The sequence below is a fragment of the Parabacteroides sp. AF18-52 genome (assembly GCF_003479145.1).
Lineage (GTDB): Bacteria > Bacteroidota > Bacteroidia > Bacteroidales > Tannerellaceae > Parabacteroides > Parabacteroides faecis.
Map to the genome: position 1 here is coordinate 101492 of NZ_QUGR01000014.1, position 20338 is coordinate 121829.

Annotated in this window: 14 protein-coding genes; 4 read left to right on the top strand and 10 right to left on the bottom strand. The window is 45.8% G+C overall.

Annotated features, from left to right (window positions below; genetic code table 11):
* The 6 genes from gldL to DWX23_RS19410 form a co-directional block, all read right to left on the bottom strand.
* Positions 1–1104 carry a gliding motility protein GldL gene (gene gldL, locus DWX23_RS19385; protein ID WP_233587689.1) on the bottom strand — a complete coding sequence of 368 codons (1104 nt, stop codon included), beginning with the start codon at positions 1102–1104 and terminating at the stop codon, positions 1–3.
* 20 nt (positions 1105–1124) lie between these two features.
* The gene (locus DWX23_RS19390; protein ID WP_122375666.1) at positions 1125–2552 is read right to left on the bottom strand and encodes an SUMF1/EgtB/PvdO family nonheme iron enzyme; all 1428 of its coding nucleotides are present in this window, start codon (positions 2550–2552) and stop codon (positions 1125–1127) included.
* 3 nt (positions 2553–2555) lie between these two features.
* Positions 2556–3506, bottom strand: coding sequence for a type IX secretion system membrane protein PorP/SprF (locus tag DWX23_RS19395; RefSeq protein ID WP_122375667.1), 951 nt, complete (start codon positions 3504–3506; stop codon positions 2556–2558).
* 152 nt (positions 3507–3658) lie between these two features.
* Positions 3659–3880: a DUF2795 domain-containing protein gene (locus tag DWX23_RS19400; protein ID WP_005633363.1), complete on the bottom strand. Its 222-nt coding sequence runs from the start codon at positions 3878–3880 to the stop codon at positions 3659–3661.
* 73 nt (positions 3881–3953) lie between these two features.
* The gene (locus tag DWX23_RS19405; RefSeq protein WP_122353149.1) at positions 3954–4517 is read right to left on the bottom strand and encodes a cob(I)yrinic acid a,c-diamide adenosyltransferase; all 564 of its coding nucleotides are present in this window, start codon (positions 4515–4517) and stop codon (positions 3954–3956) included.
* An 80-nt stretch (positions 4518–4597) separates the two neighbouring features.
* Positions 4598–5386, bottom strand: a complete 789-nt coding sequence (locus tag DWX23_RS19410; protein ID WP_122375668.1) for an O-methyltransferase — start codon at positions 5384–5386, stop codon at positions 4598–4600.
* 141 nt (positions 5387–5527) lie between these two features.
* On the opposite strand from DWX23_RS19410, the gene DWX23_RS19415 reads away from it, so the two are divergent.
* From DWX23_RS19415 to DWX23_RS19425, 3 genes are read left to right on the top strand one after another with little or no spacing between them, the layout of a single operon-like run.
* Complete coding sequence (locus DWX23_RS19415) at positions 5528–5854, top strand: hypothetical protein (RefSeq protein ID WP_147382555.1); 327 nt, start codon at positions 5528–5530, stop codon at positions 5852–5854.
* Positions 5855–5901: 47 nt separating this feature from the next.
* Positions 5902–8055 (top strand): TonB-dependent receptor, encoded by a 2154-nt coding sequence (locus tag DWX23_RS19420; protein ID WP_122375670.1) that lies wholly within the window; start codon positions 5902–5904, stop codon positions 8053–8055.
* Positions 8055–8522, top strand: a complete 468-nt coding sequence (locus DWX23_RS19425; protein ID WP_122375671.1) for a DUF4625 domain-containing protein — start codon at positions 8055–8057, stop codon at positions 8520–8522. The genes DWX23_RS19420 and DWX23_RS19425 overlap by 1 nt, the downstream gene beginning before the upstream one ends.
* 46 nt (positions 8523–8568) lie before the next feature.
* Here DWX23_RS19425 and DWX23_RS19430 read toward each other — a convergent pair whose 3' ends face one another.
* The 4 genes from DWX23_RS19430 to DWX23_RS19445 are packed head-to-tail and all read right to left on the bottom strand — an operon-like array spanning position 8569 to position 15087.
* Positions 8569–9585, bottom strand: a complete 1017-nt coding sequence (locus DWX23_RS19430) for a Gfo/Idh/MocA family protein (RefSeq protein WP_122375672.1) — start codon at positions 9583–9585, stop codon at positions 8569–8571.
* Positions 9586–9614: 29 nt separating this feature from the next.
* Positions 9615–10955: a TolC family protein gene (locus DWX23_RS19435; RefSeq protein WP_122375673.1), complete on the bottom strand. Its 1341-nt coding sequence runs from the start codon at positions 10953–10955 to the stop codon at positions 9615–9617.
* Entirely contained in the window at positions 10952–13981 is a 3030-nt protein-coding gene (locus DWX23_RS19440; protein WP_122375674.1) for an efflux RND transporter permease subunit, read from the bottom strand. Before DWX23_RS19440 ends, DWX23_RS19435 begins: the two co-directional genes overlap by 4 nt.
* An 8-nt stretch (positions 13982–13989) precedes the next feature.
* Positions 13990–15087, bottom strand: coding sequence for an efflux RND transporter periplasmic adaptor subunit (locus DWX23_RS19445; RefSeq protein ID WP_122375675.1), 1098 nt, complete (start codon positions 15085–15087; stop codon positions 13990–13992).
* 1131 nt (positions 15088–16218) lie between these two features.
* On the opposite strand from DWX23_RS19445, the gene DWX23_RS19450 reads away from it, so the two are divergent.
* Positions 16219–20319 carry a DUF6383 domain-containing protein gene (locus tag DWX23_RS19450; protein WP_122375676.1) on the top strand — a complete coding sequence of 1367 codons (4101 nt, stop codon included), beginning with the start codon at positions 16219–16221 and terminating at the stop codon, positions 20317–20319.
* Positions 20320–20338: the final 19 nt, after the last annotated feature.

The window sequence follows — 20338 nt, forward strand, 5'->3', positions numbered from 1 at the left end:
TTATCTACCGGCTTGTTGCTGGCCTGGATTATTTGTATACGGAGCCTGCTGCTGATATCCGTACGGTTGCTGGTACGGCTGCTGATAGGCAGTCTGCTGCTGGTAATTAGGCTGCTGGGGCTGCGAAGCCGGTTGCTGGTAGGCTGGGGCTGCACCCATGTTGACCGTCATCGCCTGTAACAAACGGCTGTATACCTGGTTCAGTTCGGCCAGCTGACGGGTCATCTTTTCCGTTTCGTTGCGGAAAACAGAGCTGTCGGTTACCGAACCGTCGTACATTTCGCGGATGCGGTTCAGGCCGCCGTTGATATGTTCGATCGATTCGATCTGTGAACTGATACTTTTCAATTGTATTTCGTAGATTGTATTCAAGCCGGAAATATTACGGTTCAGCATTTCCATCTGCTGCACGTAACCGCGTGAGTTCTGGTTGATACCGTCTGAATTGTCCGTAATGCTCTTATAGGAATTAAGCAGCGTGTCGGATACGTTGGTCAGCGAGTTGGTCACATGGCTGAAACGTTCCATATTTTCCGACATACCCGACAGTTGTTCCAGGTATTTCTGGGTTGCTTCGGTCAGTTCTGCCATCTTTGAGATCTGTTCGGCGGCACCGCTTAGTTTCTTGATGCTTTCGCTCAGGTTTTTTGTATCTTCTTCGCTGACATCGAGGTTACCCAGAACGGATGCTCCGCCCAGGTTGTTCGTAACACCTGCTTTCTTAGCAGCACCGACATTTATATTGATACCTCCTCCGGCATTGTCGTCTTCCAGATTCTCCGGCGAGTTGATCAGGTTAGACATGCCTGTTCCGGCAAAGTCCGGGCGGTCCATCGGATTCTTCGATTTCAGGACGGGGAATACTTCTTCCCAGTGATATTCGTTTGAAGGATGTTCAAAGGCAGAGATAAAGAATACCAATGCTTCCACTGTCATGGCGATGAACAGGATCTGGTTACCGTACGGCAGGTGCAGCAATTTGAACATGGCACCTATAATAACGATAGATGCTCCCCAGCTGTAACAGAAGTTCAGTACTCTCTTTCCCATATCGCTGGAAAGGAACATCTCTATTCTGTTTTTATATCTTCTATATTTTCCCATAATGTTGTATGTTTCTTATATTATTTCTTTCCTTTTGAACGGGAGAAACCGATCTGTGTACGTGCGCAACGGAAACCGATATACGAACGTGTTTCGTTCTGATATTCGAATGTACGCATATCCGAGCGGATGAATTGTGCCACGTCTTTCCATGAACCGCCGCGTACGACTTTCTTCTTCATGGCATACGGGTCTTCTTTCGCAGCGTTGTAGCGCAGATCCGGGTTCATGTCGCTCATCTGGCTCGGTCCTGATTCGGAATACATGGTAGAAGTCCATTCTGCCACGTTACCAGCCATGTCATACAGGCCGAACTGGTTCGGGGCGAAAGAGCCTACACGTGAGGGGATCAGGTGACCGTCTTCCGTATAATTTCCTTTTCCGGGTTTGAAGTTCGCCATGAAACAACCTTTGGCATTCTGCAGTTCGTCGGTCGACCACGGGTATTTGTTCTCGTTCTTTCCGGCACGGGCGGCATATTCCCATTCGCCTTCCGTCGGTAGACGGAACGGTTCGATAGCCTGTCCGGCAGGGAAGTTCAGCGATTGCTTGAACATATCGGTACGCCATACGCAGAATGCGGTAGCCTGTTCCCAGGAAACACCCACGACAGGATAATCGTCATATCCCGGATGCTGGAAGTACATGCGCATGTATGGCTCGTTGTAAGCATTATTGAAGTCGTTCACCCAGCAGGTTTCATCCGGGTAAATGTTTACGATGCGGGTGTGAAGGAAGTCCCACGGACCGCTCAGCGGGCGGGTCAGGGTTTCGTTGATGATGTTGCCGTCGTCGTCGATATAGGCGGTATCCTTGGAGATCATGATCACCTCGTTCGGGTTTACCTGGATATCTGTGTTGCGGACACGTTCGCCCGGGTCCAGGCGGTTTTTGCGAAGGGCGGCGCCGGTATAGTCATACCATTCGTATTTGTAGACCATCTGCTTTTCGTCCAGACGTTTCTCGCCGGTGATCGGGTGTACGTAATAAACGCTTTCGATGGCGCGCAGCTCATCCTCGTTCGCCCGTTTCCAGGGGATCGGACGGCTCCAGTCCAGATGCGGGGTGACAGGTTCGCCATACCGGTCTTCGGTAATCTTGAACAGGTCGTTGCCACCGTAAGCCGGGTCTGCCAGGCGTTCGCGGATAATGGAGTCGCGCACCCAGTAGACGAACTGGCGGTATTTGGCGTTGGTTATTTCCGTTTCGTCCATCCAGAAAGCGTCAAACGAAACACCTTTTGTTTCGGGATTGATCCCCCACAAGGAGTCTTTGTCTGCCGGTCCCATCTCGAACGAACCTCTTTTGATCAGAACCATGCCATAAGGTGACGGTTCGTTAAAAGCCACAGATCTTACCCCGGTAACTTCTCCTCCCGCTCCGGAAAGGGATTTACCACATGAGGTAAGCAAGGCTACTGCCATAAGTACTAATAATACTTTTTTCATATACTATAATATACGTACACTTTTATGTCTGTTCTTTCCTGTTTTTGTCTTCTTCAACTTCAACTGGTAGCGCACCAACACTTCGTGGCTACCGGAACTCCCTTTTAACATGGCCGTGGTAGGGAAATCGTAAGCATATCCAACCTGCAATCTGCCGAATGTGGCTCCCAATAATACTACTACCGACTCGTTTATACGCCAGGAAAGACCTCCGTTAAACATTTTATTATAGACCATCCGTGCGGTGATATCCGCCTGGAAGGTTTGCATATCTGTCTTCAAGAAAACAGAAGGCTGTAATTCATACAACGGGTTCCTTAGCTGAATATTGTATCCGCCTGTCAAATTTAATCCCATAGGAATGTAATAATTTGTCGTTTCACCCAATGCCATTTCGGGGGCTGTCAGGTGAGTGGCTCCGAAACCCGCATAGAAATTCTTATGTGTGTAATAGATACCGGCATTTACATCGAGGGCCATCGCTTGTACCGAAGTGGTCGGCAGGGCCGGGTCGGATTCAGCAGGGGTATGGTCCGGGCTTTCGGGGATATGTATCTTTGTTCCGTCGAAACCGACGTTGTATATACCTCCCTGCAGTCCGATACTCAATGTCCCTCCGAACAGTTTCTGCTTATAGGCGTATTGGAAAGCGACCTTCGTGAATTGGAACAATCCGATGCTCTCCGTGTTGACAACCAATCCGATACCATTGTTTAAGCTGCCTAGTTTCAGCGGCATATCGGCAATGACAAAGAAGGAGGTACCCGCATTGGGTATGCCTATCCATTGCTGGCGGAAAAGGCCGAGCATATTCAGGTCGCCGGTTGTTCCGGCATAGGCGGGGTTGTAATATCCCATTCCCAGGAAGTACTGGCTTAACTGCATATCAGATTGGGCCCGTACGCTCATCGTGCAGGTAATCAATGCAATAATAAACAGGAAGACTCTCTTCATTTAACTATAACTAACGAGGTGAAAGATGTTTCACCCCTACAATAACGCGGCAAAAGTATATAAATTGTATTTTCCGCAAAAAAACAAACGAGGCAGGGGACTTCGCAAGCCCACTACCTCGCCTATATTTCAATACTTTGTGTTAAAGCACATCAATATTCCTCTTCGTTGAAGAAGAAGTCTTCTTTACTAGGATAGTCAGGCCAGATATCTTCCATGCATTCGTAAATCTCACCTTCGTCTTCCATCTCCTGCAAATTTTCTATTACTTCTAACGGCGCACCAGAACGTTGTGCATAGTCAATCAATTCATCCTTGGTTGCAGGCCAGGGCGCGTCTTCCAGCTTCGAAGCTAACTCTAATGTCCAATACATAGTTATCTAGTATTAACAACTGCCCGAAGGCAGTCAGGTTCTCAAATTTTCCGCAAAAATAAAACAATATTTCTTAGATGCAAGTATAATCCCAAATAATTTCTTTGCCATTATTTTTTATACATTCCTTCCGGGCCAGAACAAACAGATAATCAGAGAGTCTGTTTACAAAAATAAGAACAGGCTCTTCTACCGGATTTGTTTCGGCCAAACGGTATATCTGGCGTTCCGCGCGACGGCAGACGGTACGGCAGACATGTGCCAGTGAAGCGGAACGGCTGCCACCGGGCAAAATGAAGTTCTTCATCGGAGGCAGTTCGTTGTCGAGACGGTCGATCTCCCGTTCGATGCGTGCGATGCTTTCGGGAGTAACCTTGCTTTCTATTTTCAGTTCGGTCGTCTCCTGGTCGGTTGCCAGGTAAGAACCTATGGTGAACAGTTTATGCTGGATGAAAGAGAGGAAGTCGATATCCGCCTGGTCATCGAGTGCCGTGATAAGCAGGCCGATGAATGAGTTCAGTTCGTCGATCGTTCCGTAACTTTCGATGCGCTGGTGCGCTTTCGATACCCGCTGGCCTCCTACGAGGGAGGTCTTTCCCTTGTCGCCGCCACCGGTATAAATAAGGCTTTTTTTCATATACTTCTTTTTTTATTCAATATTCTTAATATAGTGTCGTTGGTAGGGGCGGTTCGCGAACCGCCCTTACAGTACCGCGGTCAGAAGTAGACTATATAGTCTCGCTTGTGCAATTTCTTGTTAAAGAATACGATACCCATCGAATAGAGGTCTATCGTTACCGTCACCTCGGGATGGGCGCATACTTCTTTCCAGAACTCCCTCATCTTACGGCTTGCCTTGATTCCTTCAAAAACAAAGATCGTATCGTTATGGATATGCTTTGTACATTCATTAAACAACCAAACGTTGTTATGTTGTTCATATAATGTATTAAAAAATACAAAATCGACTTTCCCCATGTCTTCCAATGCCTGGGGGAGCAGCTCTTTATACGTTCCCGTACGCAGGTCCACCGGGTTGCGTGCCGCTTTATCGAAAGCGATCCGGGCGATGGAGGCAAACTCCGGGATATTCTCAAGGGCAATACATTTCAGTCCGGGGGCGTAGGAGGTCAGATAAAGGGTAGATAACCCCATCGACGGTCCCAGTTGAAGTATGTTTTGCGACTTGAAATAGTTCGCCAGGCGGAAAAGCAAAGCACCGTGTTTGGGTTTGATCGCTTCGCGCTCCACAATCTCTCCGATCGTACGGCGGCGTATCCCTTTCTGCTGTCGGTCCGGATAGGTGATGATATTGTCGCGGAAAAGCAGTTGTTTCCGGATCAGTTCTATATCATAAAAGCTATAATAGGAACAGCGTTCTTCTATCACCTTTGTTATCAGGTTGAAGACGAAAGGCGAATGCACTCCATAACCGCGGCGGTAACGGATGCCCCGGTATATAAGTACACTTTTTCGTAAGGTATTAGCTTTGGGAATGATTTGCATTTCTCTTTTCGTATTTGTCACACAAAAGTAAGATATTCTTATTTATTGGCAATAATTAGCATCTACAGATTCATGTCGGAAACAAAATATCTATATATTTGTCGCCGGATTTAGGTTTATTTTGCAGTAATATAAGAGTTTGTGAAGGCAGAAAGAAGAAAGCGTATTTTTCTGGCATGGTTGTTATTCATGGCCATGCTTCCATTCTTTGTCGCGAAGATCACGCACCGGCATGATCCCGACGAGGTGGTTTGCTGTTCTTCCGGCCCGCATGAGACGGATAGCCATTCGCAGAATCCGGATCACTGTCTGCTCTGTAATTTGCTCCTTTCTCCTTTCCTTTCAACCGATTCATTCGATTTACATTTTATATTGACGCTCAATCCCGTTGGGCGGATCGATTACCCGGATGAGAAAGTCTATCTGCTTTCTTACTCACATTACCTGCGTGCGCCGCCTGCCGCCTGATACATATCTTATCCAATTAATTTTTCAAATTAAAACAGATTGTATTTATGCGTATCGGAATGATTCCGGGTATGCTGGTGGTATGCTGTACAGGTACCCTTCATGCCCAAGAACCCGATTCACTCCGTAATGTGTCGCTTTCCGAGATCGTGGTTACTGAAAACTATCAGTATCTGCGGAACAGGAATACGACGCTTCATCTGGATGTGGTAGGGAAAGAATTTCTAAAAGAGCATTTTTCCGGCAATCTGATGCAGACCCTGGAACAACTACCCGGTGTCCATTCCATGGATATAGGTTCCGGCTTTTCCAAGCCGGTGATCCGGGGTATGGGATTCAACAGGGTGTCGGTGACGGAGAACGGAATCAAGCAGGAAGGCCAGCAATGGGGTGCCGATCACGGGCTTGAGATAGATGCTTTTAATGTCGAACAGGTCAATATACGGAAAGGGCCGGCTTCGTTGCTTTACGGAAGTGATGCGATGGGCGGTGTGGTGGAGATCACGCAGGCAGCTCCTCCGTTTGACGACCAGGTGTTCGGTGAGGTGAGTTTGCTCGGTAAATCGGTGAACGGTTTGTTCGGCGGCTCTGTGATGCTGGGTGTTAAAAAGGACCGTTGGTTCACGAAGCTGCGCTTTTCGGAGCAGCATTTCGGAGATTACCGGATACCGGCGGATACGATCGTTTACCTGACTCAGAAAATGCCTGTGCATGACCGCAGGCTGAAGAATACGGCGGGGTTCGAACGTAATGCCAGTTTGTTTACCCAATACCGGAAAGGGGCGTATATGAGTGATTATATGGTGAGCAACGCTTATCAGAAGGTCGGATTCTTTCCGGGTGCCCATGGTATCCCCGACCCGTCGCGGGTAGAGGATGACGGGAGTGCACGGAATATCGGGTTGCCTTATAGTACTGTCAATCATTTGAAGGTGACGACCCATCAAGAATATGCCTGGGAGAATATCCTTGCCCAGTGGGACCTGGGGTACCAGAACAATCACCGGGAGGAATGGAGCCTGTTTCATACACATTACGGTTCGCAGCCCGTCCCTGAAACGGACCCGGACAAGGAACTGGCTTTTGTTCTGAATACCTTTAGTTCGGGTATGAAGGCACGGTTTACCGGGTCTTCTGTCTGGGATCACCGTATGGGGGGGGATGTGCAGTACCAACGGAATACGATTTCCGGTTATTCCTTTCTTTTGCCGGAGTATAGCCGTTTCACGACAGGGATAAGCTGGCTGACGACCTGGAAGCCGGATGAAATGCTGTCTGTCAGCGGAGGTTTACGGTATGACTTCGGTAAAACGGATATCCGTTCGTTTACGGACCCCTATCTGGAAACGTATCTTCGTGAGCAAGGGTATAGCGAAGAGATCGTGGAGAAAAGCAAGACGCGTAGTTATCCGGTCAAACGGGACTTCGGTGATTTCTCCGGGTCGCTGGGGATCGTATGGGCTCCGGCAAAAGCGCATTTACTGAAGGCGAATGTCGGTCACAGTTTCCGGCTGCCGGGTGCGAATGAGTTGGCATCCAACGGGGTACATCATGGTACGTTCCGGCATGAGCAGGGTGATCCTGACCTGGGGTCGGAGCGGGGATGGCAGCTGGATGTTGCCTATTCTTTCTTCGGCACTTTCTTTTCCGTCACGGTATCTCCTTTTGCCAGCTGGTTCAGCAATTATATTTACCTGAAACCGACAGGGGAGTGGTCCGTCCTTCCCCATGCCGGACAGATTTATCGTTATACAGGAGCGGAAGCCTTGTTTGCCGGAGGAGAGATCTCGGCAAAAGTAGATCTTCCCTTGCATTTCAGTTATGAATTGGGAGGTGAATATGTCTATACTTATAACTTGGACGAGCATATACCATTGAGTTTTTCTCCGCCGGGTTCTTTGCGGAATACGCTTTCCTGGGAGAAAAAGAGGATGCGCTTCTATGTGGAACACCAGTATATTGCCGACCAGAACAGGGTTGCCCGGAATGAGGATCCGACACCGGGGGCGCAGTTGTTTCACCTGGGGGCCGGTTTCCGTATCCCTGTCGGCCGGACGGATGTGGAGCTGACACTGTCTGCCCGGAATCTGTTCAATACGAAATATTACAATCATCTGAGTTTTTACAGGAAGGTGGAGATCCCGGAACCGGGACGCAACTTCCAGTTATTAATAAAAATACCATTTAAAAAGTTATTCTAATGAAAACAACGTTTTATTTATCGATAGTTATTGTCCTGATGTCCTCCGTTTTGCTCGTGTCTTGTTCCGATGATGAGAAACAAGGAGATACCACGAAGCCTGTCATCACGCTGAATGCACCGGCAGAAAGTGCTGCCCTGCAGCCGGGCAGCCATATTCATTTCGATATGGATCTGGAGGACGATGTGATGCTGGGCTCTTATAAGGTTGAGATACATAATAACTTCGACGGCCATACCCATACGAAGGCGGAAGCGGGAGAAACGACTCCGTTCGCTTATAACAATTCGTGGGATGTATCGGATAAAAAGAGCACCCATATCCATCATCACGAGATCGAGATACCTGCCAATGCAACCGAAGGTAATTATCATTTCATGGTATATTGCACGGATGCGGCCGGGAACGAGTCGTATGTGGCGAGAAACATTGTGCTGAGTAAAGACGGGGAGACCGGGGAGCATTAATAGTTTATAGTCTGAAATATCAGCAATATAAAAAGAGGTTATCCGGTTAATTCGGGATAACCTCTTGCTCTTTATTTATGGAAGATACTGCTTTTCTGTATACATCTTTGATACTGACAGGCTTGCCACCTTGGCGTATGCTTTCATTGGCTGCTTCCATGAATGTGTATATCTCGATTGTTTCTTCTTTCTCTACGGGAGCAATGCCGGTTCTTAAAAAAGTAAGGATAGATTTTAATAATTCCTCATATCCCTCATATCCTCCTGCCTGCGTTACTTCTTTTTCACAGAAAACAGTTCCACCGTATGTATGAGCACTGTTCCTTACGCCTCTGAATGTTCCGATACGTCCGTCTTCCCAAACCCCTACAACCAGGTCGGAATCTGTATTTGAAGTGCAGGAAACAGATTGACATCCCTTTCCCATAAGTGTGTACAATATTTCAACTCCGTGTATTCCGTACCAGAAGAAACCGGCATGTGAAGGTTCGTTTATGCAAGGGGAATAACAATCGGCACCTACGACTTTCCCTTCCGGCCCGTTTCCGCCTCTCAAAAGTTGGTTACGAGAAGAAAAACGTAGTGCGGAAGAAGAAAATACGGGAACTTGCTTTTCTTCTGCTAATTTGTAGATCGCCAATACGTCAGAAAGACCGGCTGCTACAGGCTTATCGATGAATAGTGCTTTTTTACTGTTTATCACTTCGGTTGCCTGTTCAAGATGTAAGGTACCGTCGTTGGTTTCCAACAGTACGCAATCCACTTGTTGTAGCAGTTCTGCAATCGACGAAGATATCCGTACACCGTGCTTTTTAGCGGTTTCAGTATAGCCAGCTATGCGTGCTATACTGGATTCGATAGTCCGGGAGCCATACGGATAGGCAGCGACTACTTTGAAACCTGCATAATCAGGATCAGGTTGTTCATTGTTTATCAGTTTGATAAAAGCATCGGCATGTGATGTATCCAGGCCGATGATACCCAGCCGTACCGTTTTCTGAGCCTGGTTATCGAAACAGACGAACAGAGGAATGATCAGTAGTATTAGAATCTTGTATCTCATAGGTTGTTCTTATTTGGTTGCCGACTGTTTTAAAAACTGGCTTTCTCCGGCTCCGGCGCCACATAGGTCAGTATCTGGCCGCTTAGTTGCAGGAGAGATATCTCGCATAGCTTGGTGGAGTATTCTGCGATGGATTGCCTTTCTTCTGCTTCCAGCAAGCTTATCTGGGCTTCACGCAGTTCGATACCGGATAATTCTCCCAGTTTGTAGCGGTCGATCGCGATACGGTGATTTTCCAGGGCAACGACGACATTGGCTTTTTCCAGGTTCCACAGGCCCAGGTTGTTTTGGTAAGCCATCCACAGGTTGCTCATGTCGGCACGCAGGCCCAGTTCGAGTTCCTGTTTCTTCAACTGACTGTTTTCGATCTGAATACGGGCGTTGCGGCGTTCGCGTCGGCGGTTCAGACCGTCGAACAGATTCAGGCCGACTGTCAGTCCGTAGTTTAGCCCCAGACGTTGCTGCAGGTCGGTTGTGCCGACTTCATACCAGTTAGCGGTGTAGCCGTAACCGGCATTTAGTTTTACATACGGGTAGTCACGGCTTTTCACCTTTTTGTAATCCAGTTCGGAGAGTGACTGGTTTTTTTGGGCGATCAACAGAGAGGCGTTCGATGCCAGGGTACTTTGCCAGAGATCTATTTCGTCCAGAAAGATGTTCGGACGTATTACTGAATCTTTCAAGGCGATCTGTTCGTCTATATTATCAAGCGCCATGAGTTCGTTCAGCCGGATACGGGAAGTATGAACTACTTCCAACTGATTCAGAACATTTGAACTGTCGGCATTGAAGTCGACCTGTGCCTGTTGCAGGTCCATACGTGATCCGGAACCGATGTGGTAACGCTCTTCCGCGATACGTACACGCTCACGGGAGAGGTCGAGAGAAGAACGCAGGTTGCGCAATCGGATATGCTGGCGGATCAGGTTGTAATATTCGCCTGAAAGCGTTGCGACAAAATCTTCAATCGTCAGGCGCGTATCCAGCTCACCCATCCGCTTCAATTCTTTAAGACGTGCATATTCTGCCTGGATGCCGAAGCCGTCGAACACGGTCCAGTTCACATTCAGTCCGATGTCGCCCGTCTCGTTTTTGACACCGTTTTGCTTCTCGGTCGTACCGTCGGCTAATTTGTTACGGTTGTTGTTGACCGAGCCGCTGAATCCGCCGCTCATATCTACCGTCGGCAGATAACCGGCATTACCCAGTGTCGCGTTATTGTTACTGATCAGTTGCTCGTTGCGTATGATACGGATGGAATAGTTCCGTTCCAATCCGGTTTCGATGCATTGTTTCAGGCTGTATACTTCCTGTGCCTCGACACTCAGGGTAGCAGAAACAGCCAGTATCATTAATAAGACCTTTTTCATATCTTTTTTGCTCTGTCTGTTGAAATAAAACTATACATGGCCGGAACGATAAACAGGGTAAGGAATGTTGAAACCAACATACCGCCTACTACGGCAATACCCATCGCAATACGTCCCTGTGCACCTTCACCGCTTGCATATACCAGCGGAACCAATCCGAGAATGGTGGATACACTGGTCATCAGGATCGGGCGCAGACGCTGTGTAGAAGCTGAACGGATTGCTTCCGCCATACTCAATCCCGCTTCCTGGCGCTGGTTGGCGAACTCCACGATCAGGATACCGTTCTTCGCCACGAGACCGATCAGCATGATAATACCGATCTGGCTGAATATATTCATTGTAATACCCGAGTAGCTCATAAATATCAAAGCTCCGGCAATGGCAAGCGGTACGGTGAACATCACCACAAACGGGTCTTTGAAACTCTCGAACTGGGCGGCAAGTACCAGGTAGATCATTAACAAGGCGAGGATCATGGCGAACATCAGGCTGGAAGAACTTTCGCGGAACTCTTTCGATTCGCCGGAAAGAGCTGTGCGGAAACTTCCGTCCAGTGTCTCAGCCGCGATACGGTCCATTTCGTCCAGGCCGTCGCCGATCGTATATCCTTTGTTCAGACCACTGGATACTGTTGCCGAAACAAAACGGTTGTAGCGATATAACTGGGGCGGTGCCACGTCCTCAAGCAGAGTGACGAGGTTATCCAGCTGGATCATTGAACCGTTGTCACTCCGCACATAGATCGACTTCAGATCGAGCGGTGTGTTACGTTGCTGGCGGTTGATCTCGCCCAATATCTGGTATTGTTTGCCATTCATATAGAAATACCCCATACGCTGTCCACTCAATGCATATTGTAATGTCTGGGCGATATTACGCGTACTGACTCCCAGGGAGGAAGCCTTGTCACGGTCGATCTCGATGCGTGTTTCCGGCTTGGTGAATTTCAGGTTCACATCCGCCATCTGAAAGACAGGGCTTTCATTTACTTTTTGCATGAATTCAGGCAGGTGTTCCGCCAGCTTTTCCAGGCTGGGCGCCTGTAGCACATATTGCACAGGCATACCTCCGCGTCGTCCGCCGAAAGTAGACTGCTGCTGGACAAAGGCACGTGCCTGCGTTTCTTTCCGTACGGCAGCCGAGAGTTTTTCTGCTATTTCCATTTGTGAACGCTCGCGCTCTTTGATATCCGGAAGAATCACGCTGATATTGGCATTACTACTGGATGCACGGTTTGTCAGGAACTTACGCTCCGGCGCAATGGAGTCGGCAAGTTCTGCAATCCGGTCGGAATAGTCGCGGATAAACTCGAAAGTGGCCCCTTCCTGGGCACGCATATTGATGGAGATGGAAGAGCGGTCTTCCAGCGGTGAAAGTTCAGAACGGATCGTGTTCCAGAAATAGCCGATCGAACCGAACATAATGATCACGATAGGGATAGCCCACCATTTATGGCTCAGGAAATAGTTAAGCGACCAGGCATAAAGATTGTTCAACCCTTCGAAGAAAGGCTCGGTTTTTACATACAGCCAGTTCTTCTTTTCCCGCTTGCGAAGTAACTTGGTAGCGAGCATCGGAGTAAAGGTCAGGGCAACAAATGAAGAAATCGTCACGGAGCCGGCGATCACGATACTGAACTCCTTGAACAAACGTCCGGTCATCCCTTCCATAAATACGATCGGGAGGAATACCGATACCAACGTCACGGTCGTTGAGATTACCGCGAAGAAAATTTCTTTCGAACCTTCTATACCCGCCTCCTTCGGATTCATCCCTTGTTCGATACGGACATAGATGTTTTCCGCCACCACGATTGCGTCGTCCACCACCAGTCCTACCGAGAGTACGACTGCCAGCATGGTCAATACGTTGATGGAAAAACCGGAGATGTACATGACAAAGAAGGCACCGACCAACGATACGGGGATAACCACGCAGGGAACCAGCGTAACACGCCAGTCGCGCAGGAACAGGAAGATGATCAATACCACCAGTGCCAATGCCACATAGATCGTTTCTTCCACTTCGGCAATGGACGCGCGGATGAAACGGGTGTTATCGTAAATCATTTCGATCGATACATCTTCCGGCAAGTCCTTTTTCAACTGTTCGATACGGTTGTAAGCCTCGTCGGCAATCTCGATATGATTGGCACCCGGCTGGGGCACGATTACACAGATTACCATCGGTTCTCCGTTTTTACGCAGGATACTGCGCAAGTCTTCCGGTGCCAGTTCTGCGCGTCCGACATCTTTGAAGCGGACGATATTGTTGGCATCTTCCTTAACGATCAGGTCATCGAACTCTTTCGCTGTATGCATCAGACCCAGGGTACGGATAGACAGGTCGATCGTATTTCCTTCGATGCTACCGGAGGGTAATTCCACGTTTTCCGCATCTACTGCGTTTTTTACATCCAAAGGGGTAACACCATAACCTGCCATCTTGATCGGGTCGAGCCACAAGCGCATGGAGTAACGTTTTTGTCCCCATATATCTACACCGCTCACATTCGAGATCGTCTGTAAGCGTTCTTTTACGGTTAGTTCGGCTATTTCACTCAACTCCATCAACGAGCGCCGGTTACTTTGTACACCGATTTGCATGATAGGGGTAGCATCGGCATCCGCTTTTGCTACGGTAGGCGGGTCACAGTCGCGCGGCAGATACCGTTGGGCGCGCGAAACCTTGTCGCGCACGTCATTGGCTGCCGTTTCCATATCCACCGACAGTTCGAACTCTACGGTGATACGGCTGCTACCCTGGCTACTGACACTACTTAGTGAACGGATACCCGGGATACCGTTGATGTTTTGCTCCAGCGGTTCCGTGATCTGGTTCATGATAACTTCGGCATTCGCTCCCGGATAGGACACGTTTACCGAAATAATAGGCTGGTCCACACTGGGGAACTCGCGAACCCCCAGGAACTTGTAGCCGATCATACCGAACAGCAGGATGATAAGCATCATTACCGTCGAAAGAACCGGCCTGTTTATACTGGTTTCCGATATATTTGCCATAGGGGAGTTTAATACAGATTATCAATAGTTACGTTCATGCCGGTACGGAGCTGCATCACACCGGAAGTTATCAGTGTGTCGCCGGGTTGTATACCTTTGAGCACCTGTAGATGGCTTTCGGTACGCAAACCGATCTCGATCTCTGCCGGTTCGGCTACCCCGTTCTTGTAGAGGTAAACGACATTCTTTCCCATTTCCGGGATCAACGCTTCGCTTGGGATAGCCAATGCGTCTTTGATCTCGCGTTTGGTGATCTCGACGGATGTGTAACGTCCGGGGAAAATCGCTTCGTTCGTATTCGGATAGGTAGCGCGTACTTTCAGGGTACGGGTGGTCATGTCCATTTTACTCTCGACCGCATATACTTTTGCATTATAGTCGCGCATGATACCGTTCGAGTCTTCCAGGCGGAAAACGATCATTGTCCCGTTACTCACATCATTCGCATATCTTTCAGGGATGGAGAACTCGATTTTCAACGGAGATATTTTAGTCAGCTTGGTAATGACGGTGGTAGGAGACACGTAAGCACCTTCACTGACTGAACGCAGACCGATGATGCCGTCGAAAGGAGCACGCAGTTCGGTTTGCAGGATATTGGCTTTCACCAGGTCGATATCGGCCATCAGCTTTTCGTATTCGGTAGTCACCTGTTCATAAGCTTCCTGGCTGACCGCATCTTTCTCCAGCAAAGTGCGCTGGCGGTATACCCGGTCTTTTGCCAGAGGAATCTGGGCTTCCAGTTTCCTGAGCTGGGCTTGTAAGGGTTTATCATTGATCTTGGCCAGCAGGTCACCGGCTTTTACATGTGTTCCCTCGGTGAAATAGATATTCACCACTTTTCCGGACGATTCGAAGGATAAGTCTACTTCTTCGTCGGGAATGATACTGCCTGTACTGATTACTTTGTCGGTCAGCGATTGGAATTTCAATACTTCAGCGTTAATGTTCAGCACCTGTTTACGTACGTTTGTTCCCGGTGCGGGAACCACATTGGAATCCTTACCGGATGCTGTCAACTGGTTCTTAATCTGTGGATAAGCAATCATTCCTGCAATCATCAGAAAAATTGCGGCGGTAACGCCCCACTTCACTCTCTTCGTCATATTTTCAATGGTATCTACTTTAAAAACTTATCAATAGGCATGTAAATATACACAACTCAATCGAGATATAGACAAGAGAGATAAAAAAAGGTTTAATCAGTGTGGATAAATATCTGTTTTTTGCATGAGATATAATTCCAGATAGCCCTATAGTCTCCCTTGATATAGCATAGTAGTCTAAGCAATGGTAGCACAGTAGTGCTGACGGGATAACACTATGATACTATCGGTCACACCTATCGTTTTTACCACCTACAAGAATTTTTTTACAATCACCTTTCAGCTTTCAGTTCTCTATCACACTTTTATTTTCAATGGATTAGGGCTGAAGGCTTCAGTAAAAAAGAAATAAACTCAGACCTTTAGTCCGACAAATAAGCGTACATATTTCTTCGTGCTGATGCCTATGTTTTTCCGAACAAGTAGGCAGTGAACAAATAACGGATGTTTATTCTTTCGAAGGTGCTGGGGCTGCTTTTTCAGGCGGGTGTACCATTTGCAGACCTTTCAGTGTTACTTATTAAATATCAAATGTTTAAAAGGGATGAAGCCTGAAACGATGATTATAAAAACTATCTGAGGAAAGCAATCGACACAAATATCGGGGTTGTTGTGGTTATTCCCAGAGAATATCGAGTGATTCGGAGATCGGATGAGTCGTTTTTGATGCGATTAACGATAGTTAACAATCTCTTTTCAAAAAACACCTTTTACCCAACGAGTGCTAATCGACCTGAAAATGAGTAGGGATCGGGGTTTTGGCGGGTAGGCATCCATTTTAGACGAATAAGCATCGAGTTAAATATTTGCGAGGGTGATAATTTATATACGCTTTGAAATATAAGGCTAGAGTGGTTATTGTAATGACTAAAAAAAACGTTCCTTTTTTCTCGCCAGCAAAGTTAGGTATAAGTTTTAAACCTACAATTCTTTCTCATAATTTTTTTTCAATCCTATCCTCTTTCTTATCAATTGAATAGCAATTAGAGTACAAAAATAGTACTTCTTATTACCAAGGCAAAATACTACCTAAAAAATGACGAGAAAAAAGGAACGTTTTCTCTAGTCATTATTATAGAATCAATCAAATTTGAGACATATAAATAAAGTATTAATTAAAAAAGAATTCGTATGCGAAACTTTACTAAAACAAAAGTGCTAACTATTAGTGCTATGTTAGTTTTGGGCACAGCATCGGTATTTGGACAGGTAGAAAATGCTCCTGCATGGGCTGCCACCGAATACGCGGGTTTGACTGCTGCTCAAAAACCTATTTTGTATGAAGCCGAAGGCAATGACGTTCTACCGGGTTTCCCTGGTAAGGCTTTAAAAACTGTAGATGGAAAGAAAGTTTGGGGTAATGGTGTTTATTTCCGTGCTTTTAATAAGGACGTAGATGATGTATATTATCCTAATATTACCGAAAAGCCGACAAACAATTATACCACTACTACGGTATGGCAAAGTGGTACTGACTCTTTAGGAATCTTCTTGGGTGACAGTCAGAGTGGTGAGTTGATGTTCGATTTGTCAACTAAGTATATGACAAATGTACGTGAACTGAAAGTTAAGTTAAGTGCTGAGAACTTCGGTTTGGCTGCAACTTCTTCTGCAGATTGGCATATTAAAGTTGCTGTATTTGATTTGGAAGGTAATCCAGTAAAGAGAAGTGAAATATTGAAAAATGGTTCTGCTTCTGCTGATGCTGAATTTAAATCTGACGGTGCAATCTTTAAAACAGGAGCTGCTGATGTAGAAGATAAAGTAATCAATTTGTTCGATGTTGTAACTGATCCGATTACTGATGCAAGGATGTTTATTGAAGGTTCTTTGGATAACAAGTTGATCCAGGTGACCTTGTGGTCTGATTTTGTTGAAATTAAGGATGTAGAAGAGACTGCTTCTAAGAGCCATTTTGCTCCGGCATTGGTTGTTAGTGGTTTCCAGATGAATTTCGACGAACCGACTTTGGCTTTGACTGCTGATGTAACATCTTTCGAAGCTGGTTTAGGCTTAATTAGCTGTACAAATGGTACTTTGGCGTTGAGCGCAGAAAATGTTAAATTACCTGCTAAAACAACTGCTGAAAATGCTTTTGTATGGACAAACGTAACAAATAACAACGATGTTGTTCGTGCTGAATTTGAAAAAGAATCAGATGGCGCTAAGTTGGAAGATAAAGTAACATATGATTTCCAACCGAAATCAATCGCTACTTTCTCTGGAAAATATGCTGCTAAGTTACCAGAAACAGATGTATTGAATCCTATCCGTTTGTCTGCTGAAACAGGATTAATTTCTGCAAACTCTGTTCCTGAATTAGCTTTCGCTAAAGATCATATCTTTTTCAATGAAAATTGCCAGACACAAGAAGTAGAAGTTGTGGGTAAGAATATTCCTGATCAGAAAACATATCCGATGGATTTCTTGGCATATGAAAAGATGACTTCTGATCAGTGGACTTCATATGGTAAAGTGAAAATAACTGACGGTATTAAATATTCTTCATGTGGTGTAATAGAAGAAGGTTCTAAATTGACTTTAGCGTTGAGAGAATGGACTAACGACATCACTCGTGAAGAAGCATGGAAAATCGCAGTGAATGCAGACTACAAACCGTTAGGTTTTGATGCTTATGGAAAATTCGGCTGGACATTGGCTGCTGCTAGAGTTGGCGCATTGTGGCTGACTTATGAAGGCGAAAACTTTGACGGTACAGTAGGTCGTTATACTGCCGACAATGTATTCTTTGCTCCTTATAATAAGAAAGATGCATTGGATAACTCTCGTTATGCTTCACGTGTTAAGAAATTGGTGTTGCATGGTAGCGAATTGAAACCTACAGGAAATGACGGTATCGCTAAAGTTCGTATAACTTTGCAGAATCTGAATCTTAGTGGAAATAATGAGAATGCTACAGATAACCAGGAATTCCGCTTCAAATTGAGTGAAGATGCTGCTTGGGTAAACAACAATACGGATACATTGGAAATCAGCATCAATACATTGGACGATGCTAAGATGAAACAGTTCCGTGAAGAAGGTCTTCCTATTTATGTACAGTTCGTTCCGAATAAGGATGGTTTCCTAGATCCTGAAAAAGCAAATGTTAAGGAATGGAATCCTGATACATATGAATTGCAAGTTTGGGCTGTAGGTGTTGAGTCTGAAAGTAATTGCCCGTTATGTGGTGTTGGCGTAGTTGCAGGTTTATATGGTGATACTCGTGCTAATCTGTGGAGTAATATCAATAATTTGAGCCTCATCGAAGAAATGCACAATTCTTATCGTCCTTCATTTGGTACAAATTTACCGAACTTAGTATATCCTGAATTCCAGAAATACTTTGGTAAAGTATATCAGGACGAATGTGATTACGTAAACCCATTGGCAGTAGACTCATTCTACGTAGCTGGTTACAACTTGGAAAAAGTAGTTAATGTAACTCGTAAAGCGAATGTAAGCGCATATCCGAATGCATTTACTTATGTAATCAAGGATATGTTGAATGATGGTGCAGCCGTTGATAAACTGACTCCAAACCAATATGGTGAAGTGTTAGGTTTAGTGGTTGTAACATTCAACCAGGCTACTAAAAATGGAGCTATGCATAGAGCTGAAGATTTATTCACTGTTAAGTCTAACGAAAATGTAATGACTTGGACAGACGGTGAGTTGAATCCGTTAGAACAGTTTAATTATATGCACTATGTAAACGAAGGTGGAGTATATGGTTTCATTTACAAACCGGAAATTACAATCACTCCTGCGGGAGACATTACTGCTAATGTAGATGAAGAAGCTAATGTGAATGTAGTTATCGAAGGTAAAGAATTTAACCCGCTGACTGCAACAGAAGCTATTAAGGTTTCTTTGGGTACAGTAAATTATGATAACCCATTTACTTTGACAGCTCCGGCAAATGTGAAGGTTGATGTGAACGGTTCTTTCACTACTACTGCTACTGTTAAGTATGCTCCGACCGCTGCTACAGCATGTGCAAAAGAAAATGTATTGATCGTAGAGGCTAACTGCTTAACGAATGATTTGGCAATTGCTGGAGAACCGACTGTTGGAGATGAACTTCCTGTATTGCAACCGATGGTACACGGTGATATCGACGGTGCAACAGCTGTCTTGAAATGGGAAGGTATTCCGGGTGCTGACTATTATGTAGTACAGGTAGGTCACTTGGCTCCGAAGAATACATCTAAGAATGTCTTCATGTCTGAAGTATTGGCTAAGAGTAAAGGTTCTAACCAGAATAACGATATTTTGTCTGTAGAGTTGTTCAACGGTACAGGTAAAGTAATCAATCCTAAAATGATTGTTAACTATTATCTGAAAGTAGTTCGTACAGATAAAGCTGGTGACGAAGAAGTATATTATGGTCACTTCAAGAATACAACTATCAATACATTCAATCTGCAAGGCGGTTGGACAAACAGTGCTGTGATCATCAGTGAATTCCGCGATAAGAAGGGTACAGATGAAAACGCAGGTAACCTTGTAAACATCACAATTAGCGATCAGTATCGTTATAATGTATATCTGATGGAAGGTGAAAATCAGATCGACGTCTTCACATTCGGTGAAGCTGGTGCTCACTTAGCTCGTAAGGCTTATAATGGTATGCCTGAAAACCAGGGTGAATTCAATATCACTGACTGGGAAACTATCAATACTTCTTTAGTTGATGGTAACGGTAATGCTTCTTATTGGTGGGAAGGTCCTGAAAACGTAGAGTTCAACTTGGTTGATGGTGCAGAATCTGTAAAAATTCATGCTGGTAACGAAGCTAACTATACGAAGGATGGCAAATACTTAACTGTAAATGTTAAGAACATGAAGCCGAATAGCTTGTATGATGTAACAGTTACTGCTTATCATCCTTGTCTGTTTGCTGATGGTAAAACTTTGTTAGCACAAGAATTCATTCCTACTTCTCAGTTCGTTGGTGATAATGTAGGTGAAATTGAAATCGAAGTTGGCAAAGAAGGTACTATTACAGCTAACGATGAAATCAATGCTTCTGCTGTGAAGGTTGTTGCTGGCGAAGGTCAGATCACAATTGTTGGTGCAGCAGGTAAGAGAGTAGCTATCAACAATCTGCTGGGTCAGACAATTGCTAATACTGTTATCACTTCTGATGACGCTGTTATCAAAGCTCCTGCAGGTGTAGTTGTAGTAGCTGTTGAAGGAGAAACAACAGTTAAAGCTATCGTAAAATAAGACATTTATAATCAATAAA